Origin of the sequence: Mahella sp. (assembly GCF_020054945.1) — a bacterium.
Lineage (GTDB): Bacteria > Bacillota > Clostridia > Mahellales > Mahellaceae > Mahella.
In genome coordinates this window covers 1-17,767 of record NZ_JAIHAU010000033.1, presented here as the reverse complement: position 1 = coordinate 17,767, position 17,767 = coordinate 1, and the positions used below count along the sequence as shown (strand labels likewise).

Genomic DNA, 17,767 nt, shown 5'->3' with positions numbered 1-17,767 from the left:
GGTAAAAAGCAAAGACGCGCTGAGCAATTGGGTGAGTATGGGCGGCATTATATCAGCGGCCGCTATTGCTATGACCATGATTATGCCGATGGATATAGAGCCTGTTTCGTGGCAGTGGCTCAATGATAAAATAGTGCAGACCTTTCCTGTGGTAAGGGAATGGCGTGGTGGCGACAGGGCTAATCCGGTCACGTCTGTGGATTTGAGCGGCACGTTTGATTTATCAGAAACTGGAATGCAGCGCAGCCAGAAATTTCTGGGAGGGCCGGCACTGCAAGATGATTCTGTAGCGCTGATAGTGCATTCACCTCAGAAAACATATCTGCGAGCGGTAGCCTATGATATATACGATGGCCGCGGTTGGGAGAGATCTCAGTCCAAATGGTATGCATATAACGACGGCGCTGCAATGGACAATGGCTTTGCGCGCGATGTGGAAACGTATAAAATAAAAATAACCGTAGAGCCGGCTGATCTTCATAGCAATACGCTATTTGTTCCGTGGCAGCCATGGGCAATTTATAAGCAGGATGGAGGCCAGTATTATGGCAGCGATGCTTATGAGATTATGAATCCTGAAGGCCGGATGCGCGAGGCGTATACTGCAGAGTCCATAGTGCCTGTAGTCGATGTGGATAGATTGAAAGCCAGCGGTTATAATTATCCTTTACCTATAATGAATCGATATTTACAATTGCCTCAAGACCGCATAAGCGATAGATTGAAACAGGAAGCCATGAAGATAACTGAAAAATACAGCAACCCTTACGACAAAGTCAAAGCGGTGGAAAGCTATATGAGGCAATTCCCATATACCTTAGATGTATCTTATACACCGCGCGGACAGGAGTTTGTGGATTATTTTATATTTGAGCAGAAACAGGGTTATTGCGTATACTATGCCACAGCTATGACCGTTATGTTGCGTTCCATAGGTATACCTGCGAGGTATATTACAGGCTTTGTTATGCCGGATGAACCTGTTGAGGGCGATAGTTATGAAGTAACGAATTCACATGCACATTCGTGGGTAGAGGTATATTTCGCAGATTTTGGCTGGTTGCCATTTGAGCCTACGCCAGCATATGCGGCAAGTCAATTCGGAGAAACCATAACAGGCGATGCTGTAGCGGCTGGAAATTATAACGATTATTATCAGCAATATATGGATTATATGGATCAACTTAATCAGACGACCGGAAGCTATGATCCATCTGCGCAGATTGATGTAGTGGCGCCGGTAGAACAACCGGAAACGAACTGGTGGTTGATTGTATTATGGTCGGCAGCCGTACTTATAGCCGCTTTGCTCATGCGCATAACGTATGTATGGATCATTAAATGGCGCCAGCGGAATATATGGTGCCGAAGCGAATATCGTGATGGCATACTGACATATTATGATACCATATGCCGTTTGTTGGAGCATTGGGGGCTGAGCATATGGCCGGGTGAAACGCCTGCGGAGTATGCTGATAGGGTGTGCAGGTATATGGGCAGCCAGCGTTTTAAAGAACTCACCGATATATTCCAGAGAGCGCGCTATAGCCGGCAACCTATGACCAAAGCGGAATTGGAACAGATGTCGGAGTATTATGAACGCATACTGGAGTCCATACGTGAACAGCCCAAGACTTATATGAGATATATATGGCGCAGATATGTGCTCAATGCGATATAAATCAGCTACGATTCGGAATTTAAGATGCAATCAGCAGGTAGGCGAAGGTAACGATTAGTCTCAAGGCGATTTTGTGAGAGGATGCTCATTGGAGGTCGGAGATCAGAAGTAGGATGTCAGATAAGAAAGACCGAAGTCGTTAATGTGCCTAGCTGGAAGCAAATGTTTAAACCGGATAATTAATTGGTTCTATTACTTCTAGCAAGAATCTCTCCAGCATAGATTCTGATATCTGACTTCCGATTTCTGACTTCCAATCGTTACCGAGCATGGCCGAATTCCGAATTCAAGATAAATCAGAAAATGTATTCTCTTTATGGCGATTAGGTGTTATAATAGATGTAAATAAAACGACATTATAGAAATTAGGGAGTATTAATTGGATGATTAGCAAGAAGCAGACCATCATTATAGTTATAATAGCTGTTATACTTTCTTCTACATTGACATTAGCTATAAATGACTATTGGCAGGTTTACCAAGGAGATAAGGTAACGATTTCCAGAGAGGATTACCAGTGGCTGGTGAGCACGAGCAAACTGGCCGAAGTGAAAAAAACTATAGAAAGTCAGTTCGCCTTACCTTATGACGAGAGTAAACTGATGGATGGTGCGGCAAAAGGCTTAGTGGCAGCTTTGGGAGATCCGTACTCGCAGTATTTCGATAAAGATGAGTATAAAGAGTTTATGGAGCATACCACCGGCAAATATGCAGGTGTGGGCTTGTTGGTTACGGTTAATCCGGATGATAATCTTATAGAAGTGGTAAACGCCTTCAAGGATGGGCCGGCCGCTAAAGCTGGTATAAAGCCGGGCGATAAGGTGGTAAAAGTCGATGGACAGGATGTGGACGGCAGTTCTCTGGATAAAGCTGTAGCCATGATGAAAGGTGATAAAGGTACGAAAGTAAAGGTTACTATACTTAGGGAAGGTTCAGCTCAACTGTTGGAGTTTGAATTGGTACGCGATATAATAAATATACAGACAGTAGAATACTCTATGATGGATAACGGCATAGGATATATAAGGCTTACCACTTTCGATCAAGGCTCGGTAAAGGAGTTTGATGCTGCATTAAATGCTCTTTCTAAACAAGGTATGGAGGGCATTATATTTGATCTGCGCGATAATCCTGGAGGATTGCTTGATGTCGCCGTTGAGATAGCAGATAGATTGATGCCGAAGGGCTTGATAGTATATACGATGGATAAAAACGGGGAAAAACAGTCTTGGTCATCCGATGCGAATAAGATAGATGTACCGTTGGTTATCCTGGTAAACGAAAACAGTGCCAGCGCATCGGAAGTGGTATCCGGAGCAGTGCAGGACAGCGGCAGCGGCACACTGGTGGGGACAAAGACATTCGGCAAAGGTATAGTGCAGAGCATACGCGACTTTAAGGATGGTTCGGCGTTGAAGCTTACAACTTCCAAGTATTATACGCCCAAGGGTAGAAACATACATGATACAGGTATACAGCCGGATGTGGTAGTAGAGATGCCCGAGGGATACCAGAGCTCGCTGCAGATAAAACCTGAGGATGATACGCAGTTGCAAAAGGCTGTAGAAGTATTGATGTCGAAGATAAAATAAAAATATCAAGGTGAGGTTTGATGCTGTTTTTAGATACGGTTAATCTTATATTCAAGGTCTTTATAAAATCGATATTCAATATATATTTCCCGTTGGTAATATTCATACTGTATTTTCAAAGCAAACGATATGCGGAATTGGAAGAACGGGTACTGGGGGCGACGAGGACATCGACATGGCACCGCGTTATAAACAGCGGCTTATATGGATTGGTAGCGGGTTTTATAGGCAGTATGGTGGCTCTATGGATCGGTATTTCAATAGACGAGATTTCCATAATGCTTATATGGCCGCTGGCGCTCATACTGCTCCTGTTTGATCCGAGATTTGTATGCTTCTCTTATGCGGGCGGCATAATAGCGTTGATAAGCCTTTTGTTCGGCTGGCCGGAGGCATATGTGCCAGGTATAATAGCGTTGGTGGGCATACTGCACCTTATGGAGAGTATGCTCATGTTGATGGATGGCGATCATGACCCGTTGCCCATGTTGGTGCAAAATAACCGGCATGAGGTGATAGGGGCGTTTGCCATACAAAAGTTTTGGCCGTTGCCTTTGGCATTTCTGATTTATACCGATATAATGGTCGTGGGACAGGCTGTGGATATGCCGTCATGGTGGCCGTTGCTTAAATCGGCAAGCGGCGCGGTATCCTTTATGCTTGTTCCCATGATAGCTGCGCTGGGTTATAGCGATATCGCTATAACCCAGCCGGTTAAGGACAGGGTGCAGGCATCGGCGTTTAGACTCGGCTTATACAGTTTGACGCTGCTGATTTTATCCTATGCCGCATCGTGCTATAAGATATTCGCTTATATAGGAGCCGTAGCCATGCCGGTGCTTCATGAACTGGTGATAAAATATGGTGTCTGGGTACAACAGAGGGGCGAACCGATATTCGTTGCGCCAAAACGCGGGCTTATGGTGCTCGATGTTTTGCCGCTATCGCCTGCCGAAGCCATGGGGCTTAAAGCCGGAGATACAATATTATCGGTTAATGGCCGCGATGTAAACAGCGAGGATATGCTGAATGAAATATTGAGGGATTATCCGCATTTCATGTGGGTGGACGGTGTGGATATAAAAGGGCATACAAAAAGCTGCGAACATCGATTTTATCCAGATGGGATAAGCAATCTCGGCGCTATTATAATGCCCAAACGGTCTGCTGTTTTTATAAATATGCACGATAACAATGATCCGCTTAAAGACATTATGAATAGCAGCCGGCTGGGTTAAAGGATTGATAAACGATGGCAGAATTTAATTTAATATCGGAGTATAAACCTACAGGCGATCAACCACAAGCTATAGAAAAATTGGCTGATGGTGTCAAGAATGGTCTGAAGTTTCAAACCATGCTGGGCGTCACCGGCTCGGGCAAGACCTTTACCATGGCAAATATAATACAAAAGGTGCAGAAGCCGACGCTGGTCATAGCGCATAACAAAACCCTGGCAGCGCAGCTATGCGGGGAATTTAAGGAGTTTTTTCCCAACAACGCTGTGGAATACTTTGTGAGCTATTATGATTATTATCAGCCCGAGGCCTATATACCGACTACCGATACGTATATAGAGAAGGACTCGGCTATAAACGATGAGATAGACAAAATGAGGCATTCGGCTACTTCGGCATTGCTGGAACGCCGCGATGTTATAGTGGTGGCCAGCGTATCGTGTATATACGGCTTGGGCAATCCGAACGAATATGCGTCGATGGTGGTATCGTTGCGTCCCGGCATGGAGAGGGATCGTGACGAGGTGCTGCACCGTTTGATAGAGATACAGTACGAGCGCAACGACATAGATTTTGTGCGCGGTACGTTTCGGGTACATGGCGACGTAGTGGAGATTTTTCCGGCGTCGTCGAGCGATAAGGCTATCAGGGTAGAATTTTTCGGTGATGAGATCGACCGTATAACCGAGGTGGATATAGTGACCGGCGAAATAACGGCTGAGTTGAATCATGTGGCTATATTTCCGGCATCGCATTATGTTACGTCGCAGGATACGTTGGATAGGGCCATAGAGCAGATAGAGCGCGACCTGGTTATACGAGAAGCCGAATTCAAGGCGCAGGGCAAGCTTCTGGAGGCCCAGCGTATAGTCCAGCGTACAAATTTCGATATAGAGATGATGCGTGAGGTTGGATACTGTCAGGGCATAGAGAATTACTCGCGCTATTTTGACGGTCGTCAACCCGGTCAGCCGCCTTATACGTTGCTGGATTATTTTCCGGAGGATTTTATGATATTCATAGATGAGTCGCATGTTACATTGCCGCAGATACGCGGCATGTACGCCGGAGACCGTTCCCGCAAGGATACGCTTGTGGAGTATGGTTTCAGGTTGCCGGCTGCATATGACAATAGGCCGCTGACGTTTGAAGAATTTGAGGCGCACATCAATCAAATCATCTTTGTCAGCGCTACGCCCGGCCCTTATGAGATGGAACATTCCCAGCAGGTGGTGGAGCAGATCATAAGACCTACCGGCTTGGTTGATCCCGAGGTGGAGGTGCGTCCGGTTCAGGGCCAGATCGATGACCTCATAGCCGAGATAAAAAAGCGCGTTGAAAAAGGTCAGCGCGTGTTGGTTACCACGCTTACCAAGAGGATGGCTGAAAATCTTACCGATTATCTGAAAGAATTGAATATAAAAGTGCGCTATATGCATTCTGACATAGCGACCATAGAGCGTATGCAGATAATAAGGGATCTGCGCTTGGGTGTATTCGATGTGTTGGTCGGAATAAACCTTTTGAGAGAAGGCTTGGATCTGCCGGAGGTCTCATTGGTGGCTATACTGGATGCCGATAAAGAAGGATTCTTGCGTTCCGAGACGTCGCTCATACAGACTATAGGGCGTGCGGCGCGCAATGTTGAAGGCAAAGTAATAATGTATGCCGATAACATAACGGGTTCAATGAAGCGCGCTATAGATGAAACCAATCGGCGTCGTCAGTTGCAGATAGAATACAACCAAAAGCATGGCATAACGCCTCAAACTATCAAAAAGGGCATACGCGATATAATAGAGATTACAAAAGTAGCTGAGAACCGAGAGGTTTATACTGCCAAGAGCAAGTTGACCAGGCAGGAGATTGTCGATATAATAGATGAGTTAGAGCGCAAGATGAAAGAAGCAGCCGCTGCGATGGAGTTTGAAAAAGCCGCCGAATACAGAGACCAAATGCTGGAGTTGAAAAGCAAGCTATAGGGAGTATAAGATTTTATGTCTAAAGATGCTATTATTATAAAGGGAGCCAGACAGCACAACCTTAAGAATATAGATGTGACTATACCGCGCAATGAGCTGGTGGTTATAACCGGTTTAAGCGGTTCGGGTAAATCATCGCTGGCCTTCGATACAATATATGCCGAAGGCCAGCGGCGTTATGTGGAATCGCTTTCGGCCTATGCAAGGCAATTTCTGGGGCAGATGGATAAACCTGATGTTGACTATATAGAGGGTTTATCGCCATCTATATCCATAGACCAGAAAACCACTAGCCATAATCCGCGTTCCACCGTGGGTACTGTCACCGAGATACATGATTATTTAAGATTGCTGTTTGCTAGGATAGGGGTGCCTCACTGTCCGAACTGCGGCCGTTTGATAGAGCAGCAGACGTTGGATCAGATAATAGACCGCATAATGCAGTTGCCGGAGCGTACGAGGATACAGTTGTTGGCGCCTATAGCGCGCGGCAGGAAGGGAGAATATGTCAAGGTACTCGATGATATGCGGCGGGCCGGCTATGTGCGTGCTCGGATAGACGGACAGGTGGTGGATCTTGTAGAGGATATAAAGCTTGTCAAGAATAAAAAACATAATATAGAAATAGTTGTAGACAGGTTGAGCATACGCCCGGGTATAGAGGGCCGATTGGCTGACTCATTAGAAACGGTTATGAAACTGAGCGGCGGGTTGGTGCTGGTCGATGTTGTGGACGGCCAGGAGATGTTGTTCAGCCAGAATTTCGCATGTCCGGATTGCGGCATAAGCATAGAGGAGATAACGCCGCGCTTGTTTTCGTTTAATAATCCTTACGGGGCATGTCCGACTTGTACGGGACTCGGTGTGTTGATGAAACTCGATCCGGAGCTTCTTATTCCTGATAAACAGAAGTCATTGGATGAAGGTGCTGTCGAACCGTGGAATTTCGCTGTAGAGGGATATTATGCCAATAGCTCTATCAGGTCATTGGCCGATGCTTATGGTTTCAGAACCGATGTACCCGTGGCAGACCTCGGAGAGGATATAATCGATTTGCTGCTTTACGGGACAAAGGCAACCAAGGCTGTGCCTAAAAGAAACATCAAGTTCGACGGTATTATTCCGCTGCTGGAGAGACGATATGCACAAACGCAGTCTGAATGGATAAAGGCCGAGATAGAAAGCTACATGACGGCTTCATTATGCCCCGACTGCCACGGTGCCCGCCTGAAAAAAGAAAGCCTTGCCGTAACCATAGGAGGCAAGTCGATAGCTGAAGTATCCGATATGTCAATACGCGAGGCCGGCGAATTTTTTGCTGCTTTATTGCTTACCGAACGAGAGCATATGATTGCGGATCAGATACTCAAGGAGATAAACGCTAGACTTGGGTTTTTATTGAATGTGGGGCTGGATTATCTTACGCTTTCGCGATCGGCTACCACATTATCCGGCGGTGAGGCCCAGCGCATAAGGTTGGCTACGCAAATAGGCTCGGGGTTGGTAGGCGTGTTATATATACTCGATGAACCGAGCATAGGTCTGCATCAACGCGATAACGGCAGATTGCTGGACACGCTGAAGAACCTGAGGGATCTGGGTAACACCGTGGTGGTGGTAGAACATGATGAAGAAACGATGTATGCGGCCGATTATATAATAGATATGGGGCCAGGCCCCGGCGCGCATGGCGGATATGTGGTGGCAACCGGTACGGTAGATGAGATAAAGGCTTGTCCCGAATCGTTGACAGGGCAGTATTTAAGCGGCAAGAGAGCGATAGAAATACCACAAACAAGGCGTCGCGGCGATAAATGGATCAGTATAATAGGAGCGCGTGAAAATAATCTCAAGGACATCGATGTAGATATACCCTTGGGTACATTTACATGTGTAACAGGCGTATCAGGATCGGGTAAGAGCACATTGGTCAATGAAATATTGTATAGACAATTAGCCAGGGATTTAAACGGCGCGCATACCTACCCCGGTCAACACGATGCTATAAAAGGCGAGGAATATCTGGACAAGGTTATAGATATCGACCAGTCACCTATAGGCCGTACGCCGCGTTCTAATCCGGCCACTTATACCGGCGTATTTGATATAATACGAAATGTCTTTGCTCAGACGCAGGAGGCCAGGATGCGCGGCTATAAGCCGGGGCGCTTCAGCTTCAACGTTAGAGGCGGCCGGTGCGAAGCCTGTCATGGTGATGGTGTTATAAAGATAGAAATGCATTTCATGTCAGATATATACGTCCCTTGTGAGGTGTGCCAAGGCAAGCGCTATAACCGGGAGACGCTGGAGGTGAGGTATAAAGGCAAGAGCATAGCCGATGTGCTGGATATGACAGTAGAGGATGCGCTGGAATTCTTTAAGAATATACCGCGCATACAGGCCAAAATCCAGACGTTGTATGATGTCGGACTCGGCTATATGAAACTGGGGCAACCGGCCACCACGCTTTCCGGAGGCGAGGCCCAAAGAGTAAAGCTTGCTACCGAACTCAGCCGCCGCGCCACAGGCAGAACGCTGTATATACTGGATGAACCGACAACGGGGCTGCATATGGCCGATGTGCATAAGCTGATCGATATGTTGCAGAGATTGGTCGATGCCGGCAATACTGTCGTGGTCATAGAACATAATATGGACGTGATAAAGTCGGCCGATTATATAATAGACCTTGGCCCCGAAGGCGGAGATCTCGGAGGGGAGATAGTGGCGCAGGGCACGCCGGAAGAGATTGCGGCAAATCCCGAAAGCTACACCGGCCAATTCTTAAAAGATATATTGGCTGAACGAATGGATGCTACTATATGTAGCTGAAAGATGCCCGATATGCTGCTTTTGGTTACATTAATTGCCTGCCAATACCACCTGCTCTTATAATAATACTATATTATAGAGCGGTGGTATTATTTTATGTTATATGAACGCTTGGTGGAATTGCGCAAAGAGAGGAAGATGACGCAAGAGGAATTGGCTAATGTATTGGGTATTTCACGCAGCGCTCTTTCTCTATATGAAACGGATAAAAGGCAACCGGATTTTCAGACGATATGCCGTTTGGCGGATTTTTTCAACGTATCTGTGGATTATTTATTAGGACGTACCGATGATAGGTATGGAGTAGCCCGCACAACATATAAAGCGGGCAATAAAGCGGATTCTATACTGCGCGATCCGGATATAAGGGAAGCGCTAGATGAGCTGGATTATATAACAGCCGATGAAAAAGAAAGCCTGCTCACCCATCTGTACGGTATAAAAAGCAAAAGGCAAAGGGGCAGAGACGATAAATAACCGCAAAAATGGCGTAAATAAGCAAAAGCGGACATATAATATGCGATAAGGACTTTTGTCCTAGTAACCAAGCGAATTCAGCAGTTCAAAAAACCCCGGAAACGATACTTCAACGCATTCAGCCCCTTCTATAGAAGTGTTGCTGTCGGCTGCCAAGCCGGCTATAGCCGCTGCCATAGCTATGCGGTGGTCACCTTTCGGATCTATATGACATCCTTTTAAACGCGATTTTCCCTTTATGGTTATGCTATCGTCGGTTGTGTCGGCTTCTACACCGAAATTGCGCAGCATATGGCTTATAGCAGCTATCCTGTCGCTTTCTTTCACGCGCAGTTCCTGTACGTCTTTTATTATGGTAATCCCTTCGGCTAATGATGCCGCTATTGCCAGTATCGGGATCTCATCTATAAGGCGGGGAATAATGCTGCCGCTTATGGTTACGCCGTGCAGGTGACTGGTGCCTACGGATATATCGGCTACCTGCTCCATATTCCATAAGCGCCGGTTTGATATGGCTATATCAGCCCCCATATCCTTGTATGCCTCCAGTATTCCGGTACGCGTCGGGTTTATGCCGACATTTTGTATAGTTATATGCGATTCGGCGCACAGCATAGCCGCCGTTATGATAAACGCAGCGGACGATATGTCGCCGGGTATGTTTATATGCGCACAGTGCAGCCCTTGTGCAGGCCATATGGTAATGGAACGGGAGCCCTCAAAGTCCGGCTCATCGGCTAAAATGCGTATGCCCATAGCTTTAAGCATCAGTTCGGTGTGATCACGGCTTGGATAAGGTTCAGTTATGGTGGTAGGGCCATCGGCATATAAGCCGGCCAGCAATATCGCGGATTTAACCTGCGCGCTGGCCACCGGCATAGTGTAATTTATACCGTGCAGAGGCTTGCCGTTTATCGTCAAAGGGGCGTGTACGCCTCCGTCCGGGCTGTCTATTTCAGCGCCCATCTGCCGGAGCGGTGCTACCACGCGCATCATAGGCCTGGATAGTATGGAGGCATCGCCGGTTAAAGTCGCGGTAAAGCGCTGAGCGGCCAGTATACCGCTCAGCAGCCTTATAGTGGTGCCTGAGTTTCCGACATCCAGCGGACGCGTCGGCGGTTTGAGACCGTGCATATCGACGCCGTGCACGCATACGCTTTGACCGCTTACATCAATGGATACACCGAGTTCTTTAAAGCATGCGATGGTGCTTAAGCAGTCGGCTCCCATGAGAAAACCGTCTATATAAGTGATGCCATCGGCTATAGAGCCGAGCATAACAGCTCTATGCGATATGGATTTATCTCCGGGTACGGTTATTGAACCCCTTATATGGCTTTTAGGGGATATGTTTATTTTCATCTATTTTGTCAACCTCCTATGAATCGGCAAACACTTTATAGTCATGGCTTTGCAATATATTAACCGCGGCGCGCTGCGTTTCCTTATTGCCGAAGGATATCTTTAACGCCCCCGATGTATCCTCGCGGCTGTTTAATATGCCTATATTCTTTATATTCAAGCTGTGCTGGCCGAGGAGTGTGGCTATTTCTCCTATTATACCGGGTTTATCGTCCACGTCTACTATTATATCAAACGTGGGATAAACATACGATTTGCTCACAATGGGCATATCGCTGCGCCACTGTTTGGCATCGATAAAATAGGATAAAATTGACTCGGCGTCCTTGTCGTCTAGCATATTGGCAAAACGCGATAATACGGCTATGAAGTCGTCTATAGACCGTTTTACAGCCGAGGCATTGGCCATGCATATTTCGCGCCACATGTATGGGTTCGATGCCGCTATTCGCGTCATATCCCTGAATGCTCCGGCAGCCAGCATTTTCATATGTTCGGCGTTATGTTGCTCTTTTGTAAAATGTATGAGGGAAGACGCCAAGACATGCGGCAGGTGGCTTACAACGGCTACCACCTCATCGTGTGTATCGGCGTCCATTACTAAAGGTATAGCCCCTATCGAGCGTATTATACGCGATAATTTGTCTAACGCTTCATCATCGCATACTGAAGGTGGCGTCAATATATAATAGGCATTTTCTAACAAGCGGCTGTTTCCGGCATGATATCCTGATTTCTCGGTACCGGCCATCGGATGGCCGCCTATGAAAATGATATCGTCGTGCAAAATCGTTTCTATGTCATGCATTATAGGTGCTTTAACGCTGGCGGTATCGGTTATTATACAGCCCTTTTTGACATGCGGTATGATGGCGCTTGCCATCGCTTTAACAGAGGGAACAGGCGTGCATATAAAGACAATATCAGCGTCGATCGAGGCGGATATATTTGAATTATCCACTACCATACCGTCCGATATGACGTTATCTTCAAGGGCTGCACGGATATAATCGGCATTTTTATCTATGCCGATTATATAAGGGATATCGCATTTATACCTTAATGCCCTGGCTATAGAACCTCCTATGAGTCCTAAACCTACTACGGCTGCCGCAGCTATATTATCCATTTACATGCTCCATAGCGTTGTGTAAAGTCGTTACTCTCTTCATAAGGTCGGCAAAATCGTTTGGGGCTAAGGATTGCGGGCCATCGGATAATGCATGCAACGGATCCCGATGTACTTCCACTATAAGCCCGTCGGCACCGGCTGCTATAGCAGCCAGCGACATGGGTATCACTAAGTCGCGCTTACCGGTGCCGTGGCTGGGATCCACTATTACCGGCAGGTGTGTCTTTTCCTTTAAAACCGGTACGGCGCTTATATCCAGCGTATTGCGTGTGGAGGTTTCAAAGGTTCTTATACCGCGTTCGCACAGTATAACATGGTAATTCCCCTCGCTCATTATATATTCGGCCGCATTCAACCATTCCTCTATGGTGGCCGATATACCGCGCTTCAGTATGACAGGTATTCGAGCCTGGCCGGCCTCGCGGAGAAGCTGAAAATTTTGCATGTTGCGCGCGCCTATCTGTATGACATCCAGATATTTTAAGGATATTTCCAAAGTAGCGGGTGATATGACCTCAGATACGATGGGCAAACCTGTGGCGTCTCTGGCCTCGGCCAATATCTTTAGGCCTTCTTCTTCCAGACCTTGAAATGAATAAGGGGAGGTTCGCGGTTTATATGCGCCGCCGCGCAGCATATGAGCGCCGGCATTTTTGACGGCCATAGCCGTGGCCATGGTTTGTTCTTCGCTCTCCACAGCGCATGGACCGGCTATCACCGTTAGAGAGCCGCCGCCGATCTTGTGGCCTCGCACCTCTATGACGGTGGGTTCGGGTTTGAAAGTTTTAGTGACTAATTTGTAGGTCTCGGCTATCGGTATGGTCTTTTCTACGCCGGGCATAAGTTCTATAGGGGTATCGCCCAATAGGCGTTTGTCCCCTATAATGCCTATTATGGTGTACTCGGCTCCCATCGATATATGAACGCCAAGACCGAGTTTTTTCAAATATTCCGAGATGTTGTCGATCTGCTGTTGGGTTGCATTGGGTTTCATTACTATAACCATATTACCATACTTCCTTTCTATGATTTATATTTTCACCATACTACCATTCTTCTACTTTGATATTATAGGACCTCTTTTAATGCGCTTATGAACGCCTCGTTTTGCTCGGGAGTACCTATTGTTACCCTGATCCAATTGTCCATTTTAAAGATTTCACCCGAACGAACTATGATGCCGTGAGTCAATAAATCGCGGAATACCTGACGGCTATCGCGGTCAACGTTTACCATAATGAAATTGGCCTGTGTGGGTATATATTCCAAACCCATTTTGTCGAAAGCAGCATACAAGTATTTCTTGCCTTGATCATTATTCTGCTTGCTTTTGGATAAAAAATCCCTGTCTTCAAGCGCAGCCAGAGCGGCTGATTGAGCGACGCTGTTTACGTTAAACGGCGCCCTTATGCGGTTCAGCAGGTCTATAATAGCCGGATTTGCAATACCGTAGCCTAGCCTCAACGAGGCCAAACCATATATTTTGGAAAAAGTTCTCAATACTATGATGTTATCATACCTGTCTACCAAATTTATGCTTTCCGGATAAGACGGATCATCGGTATATTCGTTATATGCCTCGTCTATGACAACGAGTATGTTTTTAGGTACTGCATCTATAAACTCCAGTTGTTTTACGCCCGAATATATGGTGCCCGTAGGGTTATTGGGATTGCACAGCCATATGACCTTTGTCTTGTCTGTTATGGCGCTATAAAATGCGTCGAGGTCAAATGTATGATCCTTAAGAGGCACCTCTGTGCATTGACCGCCCATCAGCTCAACGGATGCCTGGTATTCTGAAAACGTAACGTTACCTATTAAAGCCTGATCGCCGGGTTCTATATATACGTGCGATATCATCTCCACTATTTCATCCGAACCGTTTCCGAATATCAATTGCTCGGGCTTGACATCAAGCTTTTGGGCCATGGCCTGTCTCAATTCGGTGCAATTGCCGTCGGGATAGATGGCCAGTTCGCCCATCATGTCTGATATGGCTTTTTTGGCCAGCGGCGAGCACCCTAAAGGGTTTTCATTGGATGCCAGCTTTATAACGTTTTGTAAACCTAGTTCGCGCTTTACATCGCCGATAGGCTTGCCGGGTATATAAGGTTTCATTTTGGGTATAACTTCTCTCGGTTTTAGCACTATCATCATCCTTCCTATAATTTCAGCAGTAAATTCTCCGGTATATCGCTGAATATACCTGTTTGACCGATGCCGGTGGGCAGTATGAAAGTCAGCTTGCCATCGGCAACCTTCTTATCGTGGTACATGGCCGGCAATAACTGCCGCATAGTTATGCCTGGAGCCTCTACGGGCAAGGAAGCGGCTTTGAGCAGCTTGATCAACCTCTCCGTATAGCTTTTGTCCGTGAGTTTCATAGCGTTGGCCAATCTGGCGGCGTATACCATACCTATGGATACAGCTTCACCGTGCAGATAAGCGCCGTACCCTGCTTCTACCTCTATGGCGTGGCCGAAGGTGTGGCCGAAATTGAGCAGCGCTCTTTTGCCGTTTTCTGTTTCATCGCTCTGAACTATACCGGCTTTTATTTGACACGAGCGCTTGACGGCGTATGCCAAGGCTGCTTCATCTAATGACATTATATCACTTATATGTTGCTCCAGCCAATAGAAAAAAGCTTCGTCCAAGCCTGCACCGTATTTTATTACCTCGGCTAATCCGGCTGAAAGCTCGCGCTTGGGCAATGTTTTGAGAACGGATATATCGGCTATAACAGCTTTTGGCTGATGAAATGCTCCTATAATGTTTTTGGCCATAGGATGGTCTACGGCAACCTTGCCTCCCACGCTGCTGTCTACCTGGGCCAATAGCGAAGTCGGTATCTGTATAAAGTCGATACCGCGCATATATGTGGCTGCAACAAAACCTGCCAGATCGCCTATAACGCCGCCGCCCAGAGCGATGATGCATGAGCGGCGATCCAGGCCGGCTTTTAAGGCCGCTGTATATAGTTCCATGGCATGATCCATAGTCTTTGTGGTTTCACCGGGGGGCATCGGTTGCATATGGATTGGCATACCGTTTTCTGCGAAGGATGCCGACAGCGTTTGCCCATATAGAAGCTCCACATTCTGATCGGTTACGATCATGGCCTTGCCTTTTATCCAAGGCTTGAGCAGCGAAGCTGCATCTTGCAACAGTCCGGTTCCTATAAATATCGGATAAGAACGGTTCTTGAGTTCTACATTTACAATCTCCATTATAAAAGCTCCTTTACATCTCGCTCGCTTGTTTTATATACCCCATATAATTGCGCTTGAGTTCTTCCAGAGAATCTCCGCCGAATTTTTCCACTACAGCGCAGGCCATAATCCATGCCGCCGCGGCTTCGCCTACTATGCTGGCCGCTGGCACGGCACATATGTCCGATCGCTCTATACTTGCGCTAAAAGCCTCTTTGGTCTTTATATCGACGCTGTTTAACGGTTTGTATAGTGTGGGTATGGGTTTCATCGCGGCGCGAATCACTATGGGCTGCCCGTTGGATATACCACCCTCTATGCCGCCGGCATTGTTGGTTTGCCGGTAAAATCCGTGTTCCGGTGAGTAATATATTTCATCGTGGACATTGGAGCCCGGCATAGCGGCTGCTTGAAAGCCAAGGCCTATCTCTACGCCTTTTATGGCTTGTATGCTCATAAAGGCCTGAGCCAGCAAGCCGTCCAAGCGCCGGTCCCATTGCACATGACTGCCCAACCCTACAGGTACGTCGTATATTATGACCTCAAATACTCCTCCCGGCGAATCGCCTTGTTGGCGGCAGCTATCTATCTCAGCCATCATGGCTTTGGATACTGCCGGATCTATGCATCTCACAAGCGATGCGTCGGCTAATTCGGCAATTTTATCAATGGAATGGGGCTGTTCGCTCAATGCTACAGATCCTATTCGCGTTACATGGCTGCAAATGCCTATGCCTAACTGCCTTAAAAGCCGGCGCGCAACAGCTCCGGCCGCTACCCGAGCAGCCGTTTCGCGGGCGCTGGATCGCTCCAATACAGGGCGGATATCCTGAAGATTATACTTTATGGCACCGGCAAGATCGGCGTGTCCCGGTCTGGGACGAATAACGGTTTTTTTATCATCTGGCGGCGGCGCTTGGGGGTCCATATAATCCTGCCAGTGGGACCAATCTTTATTGCATATATGCAGCGCTATGGGGGCTCCGGTAGTCTTACCATGAAGTATACCGCCGTCTATATGCACGCTGTCGCTTTCTATTTTCATGCGGCCGCCGCGGCCGTAGCCGCGTTGACGGCGCTGAAGTTCGACATTGATGTCGTCGGCGGTTATATCCACATTAGCAGGCATGCCGTCTATTATGACGCTTAGCATAGGCCCGTGGGATTCGCCGGCTGTAAGGTATCTGAGCATGGCCAACCGTCCTCTCTTTATATATTGAAATTATTTTATACCAAAACGGCATGCAACGCAATATGCCCCGGGCGATGTAAATAAGGTTAAAATGAAAAAGTAAAATCCACTTTGTAGGGTTAACTTCCACCGATATAGGAGAGTATACGTTTTTTGTTTTGAGAGGTCAAGATTCGATGATAATAGGGGTTAATATTTATCGTAAATCAACACGCCCTACTTTTTACTTACATTTTTATAGCAAATTTATAGCAAAATCCAAAATAATACCAAAACAATAGCACTCAATCCAATAAAAGCCTGTTCATTAAGGACATTGGAAAAATAGAGAATAAACAAAGCAACCATGAGGCAACTGATTATTATCTTCAATAATAGTTTGTTATTGATTTTCTTCATTATTACCACCTTTTTTATTATGAATTTATTGGCTTCATCTAACCCATTCATTTTTAGTTTTCATCTGGAAATAATTGACTAGTTCTAATTAACTTATTAAAAACAATGGAATCACCTTCCAAATACAATTCATTTACAACATCATTGTATAACTTATATTTAAAAATGTCAATTAATCCGTTGTTTTACAGGGATGAAGAGTGAAAACTCATAGATAGTAATATTTGTTAATGAATATCATACCCATAATCATAAATGTCCAGAAGACACGTTTTTTGGTATTGCATTCATAATTGTCTGCAAAAGCCGCTACCGATAGACTTGACCATCGCCAAAGAAGGCATGGCAAACAGGCGCCACCCTTATTGCTCATGACAGCACCATTACTATTAATACAACCGTATTATCAGACCATTGAACTTCTATTATGGGTTGGACGCAACTTGGAATATATTCTCGGTCACCATTTTCCATCGGTTTGTTTTCTTTTCTGCCATTGCACGAATTTGAGATACATCGATCTTACCGTTGTATAGAGCGGCTTTGAAACTTCGGATAAGCCTACGCCGCCCCTTTTTCTTAGTGTAATCGACAATTAACCCGCTGTAGGCAACCAGGGTGTTGAAGAAATGGGCAAACTTCATAAGATAGTGGTAAGCCTTCATCGC

The 17,767-nt window shown here is 46.5% G+C and carries 13 protein-coding genes; 6 read left to right on the top strand and 7 right to left on the bottom strand.

Annotated elements, in window-relative coordinates; translation table 11 throughout:
• The 6 genes from JG770_RS07420 to JG770_RS07395 form a co-directional block, all read left to right on the top strand.
• Positions 1-1,681 (top strand): transglutaminaseTgpA domain-containing protein (locus tag JG770_RS07420; RefSeq protein WP_291957189.1); only part of this gene is annotated, 1,681 nt, incomplete at its 5' end.
• 383 nt (positions 1,682-2,064) lie between these two features.
• Entirely contained in the window at positions 2,065-3,273 is a 1,209-nt protein-coding gene (locus JG770_RS07415; RefSeq protein WP_291957186.1) for a S41 family peptidase, read from the top strand.
• 20 nt (positions 3,274-3,293) lie between these two features.
• Positions 3,294-4,511 carry a PDZ domain-containing protein gene (locus tag JG770_RS07410; RefSeq protein ID WP_291957183.1) on the top strand — a complete coding sequence of 406 codons (1,218 nt, stop codon included), beginning with the start codon at positions 3,294-3,296 and terminating at the stop codon, positions 4,509-4,511.
• Positions 4,512-4,525: 14 nt separating this feature from the next.
• Positions 4,526-6,493 carry an excinuclease ABC subunit UvrB gene (uvrB, locus tag JG770_RS07405; RefSeq protein ID WP_291957182.1) on the top strand — a complete coding sequence of 656 codons (1,968 nt, stop codon included), beginning with the start codon at positions 4,526-4,528 and terminating at the stop codon, positions 6,491-6,493.
• 15 nt (positions 6,494-6,508) lie between these two features.
• Positions 6,509-9,325, top strand: a complete 2,817-nt coding sequence (uvrA, locus tag JG770_RS07400; RefSeq protein ID WP_291957179.1) for an excinuclease ABC subunit UvrA — start codon at positions 6,509-6,511, stop codon at positions 9,323-9,325.
• A gap of 96 nt (positions 9,326-9,421) precedes the next feature.
• A complete protein-coding gene (locus JG770_RS07395; RefSeq protein WP_291957177.1) occupies positions 9,422-9,802 on the top strand; it encodes a helix-turn-helix transcriptional regulator in 381 nt (126 codons plus the stop codon).
• A gap of 60 nt (positions 9,803-9,862) precedes the next feature.
• Here JG770_RS07395 and aroA read toward each other — a convergent pair whose 3' ends face one another.
• From aroA to JG770_RS07360, 7 genes are all read right to left on the bottom strand, one after another.
• Complete coding sequence (gene aroA, locus JG770_RS07390) at positions 9,863-11,164, bottom strand: 3-phosphoshikimate 1-carboxyvinyltransferase (protein WP_291957174.1); 1,302 nt, start codon at positions 11,162-11,164, stop codon at positions 9,863-9,865.
• Positions 11,165-11,180: 16 nt separating this feature from the next.
• Positions 11,181-12,293, bottom strand: a complete 1,113-nt coding sequence (locus JG770_RS07385) for a prephenate dehydrogenase (protein WP_291957171.1) — start codon at positions 12,291-12,293, stop codon at positions 11,181-11,183.
• The gene (aroF, locus tag JG770_RS07380; protein WP_291957168.1) at positions 12,286-13,302 is read right to left on the bottom strand and encodes a 3-deoxy-7-phosphoheptulonate synthase; all 1,017 of its coding nucleotides are present in this window, start codon (positions 13,300-13,302) and stop codon (positions 12,286-12,288) included. The genes JG770_RS07385 and aroF overlap by 8 nt, the downstream gene beginning before the upstream one ends.
• 62 nt (positions 13,303-13,364) lie before the next feature.
• A complete protein-coding gene (hisC, locus tag JG770_RS07375) occupies positions 13,365-14,453 on the bottom strand; it encodes a histidinol-phosphate transaminase (protein WP_291957191.1) in 1,089 nt (362 codons plus the stop codon).
• Between the two features lie 8 nt (positions 14,454-14,461).
• Positions 14,462-15,526 carry a 3-dehydroquinate synthase gene (aroB, locus tag JG770_RS07370; RefSeq protein ID WP_291957166.1) on the bottom strand — a complete coding sequence of 355 codons (1,065 nt, stop codon included), beginning with the start codon at positions 15,524-15,526 and terminating at the stop codon, positions 14,462-14,464.
• A gap of 13 nt (positions 15,527-15,539) precedes the next feature.
• Positions 15,540-16,700 carry a chorismate synthase gene (aroC, locus tag JG770_RS07365; RefSeq protein ID WP_291957164.1) on the bottom strand — a complete coding sequence of 387 codons (1,161 nt, stop codon included), beginning with the start codon at positions 16,698-16,700 and terminating at the stop codon, positions 15,540-15,542.
• An 824-nt stretch (positions 16,701-17,524) separates the two neighbouring features.
• On the bottom strand, positions 17,525-17,767 hold a 243-nt coding region (locus tag JG770_RS07360; protein ID WP_291957161.1), incomplete at its 5' end, for a hypothetical protein.

Excerpts from the sequence above, each read along its gene's own strand:
- JG770_RS07415 (WP_291957186.1), top strand. The coding sequence starts at position 2,065 with ATGATTAGCAAGAAGCAGACCATCATTATAGTTATAATAGCTGTTATA.
- JG770_RS07410 (WP_291957183.1), top strand. The coding sequence starts at position 3,294 with ATGCTGTTTTTAGATACGGTTAATCTTATATTCAAGGTCTTTATAAAA.
- uvrB (WP_291957182.1), top strand. The coding sequence starts at position 4,526 with ATGGCAGAATTTAATTTAATATCGGAGTATAAACCTACAGGCGATCAA.
- uvrA (WP_291957179.1), top strand. The coding sequence starts at position 6,509 with ATGTCTAAAGATGCTATTATTATAAAGGGAGCCAGACAGCACAACCTT.
- JG770_RS07395 (WP_291957177.1), top strand. The coding sequence starts at position 9,422 with ATGTTATATGAACGCTTGGTGGAATTGCGCAAAGAGAGGAAGATGACG.
- aroA (WP_291957174.1), bottom strand. The coding sequence starts at position 11,164 with ATGAAAATAAACATATCCCCTAAAAGCCATATAAGGGGTTCAATAACC.
- JG770_RS07385 (WP_291957171.1), bottom strand. The coding sequence starts at position 12,293 with ATGGATAATATAGCTGCGGCAGCCGTAGTAGGTTTAGGACTCATAGGA.
- aroF (WP_291957168.1), bottom strand. The coding sequence starts at position 13,302 with ATGGTTATAGTAATGAAACCCAATGCAACCCAACAGCAGATCGACAAC.
- hisC (WP_291957191.1), bottom strand. The coding sequence starts at position 14,453 with ATGATAGTGCTAAAACCGAGAGAAGTTATACCCAAAATGAAACCTTAT.
- aroB (WP_291957166.1), bottom strand. The coding sequence starts at position 15,526 with ATGGAGATTGTAAATGTAGAACTCAAGAACCGTTCTTATCCGATATTT.
- aroC (WP_291957164.1), bottom strand. The coding sequence starts at position 16,700 with ATGCTCAGATACCTTACAGCCGGCGAATCCCACGGGCCTATGCTAAGC.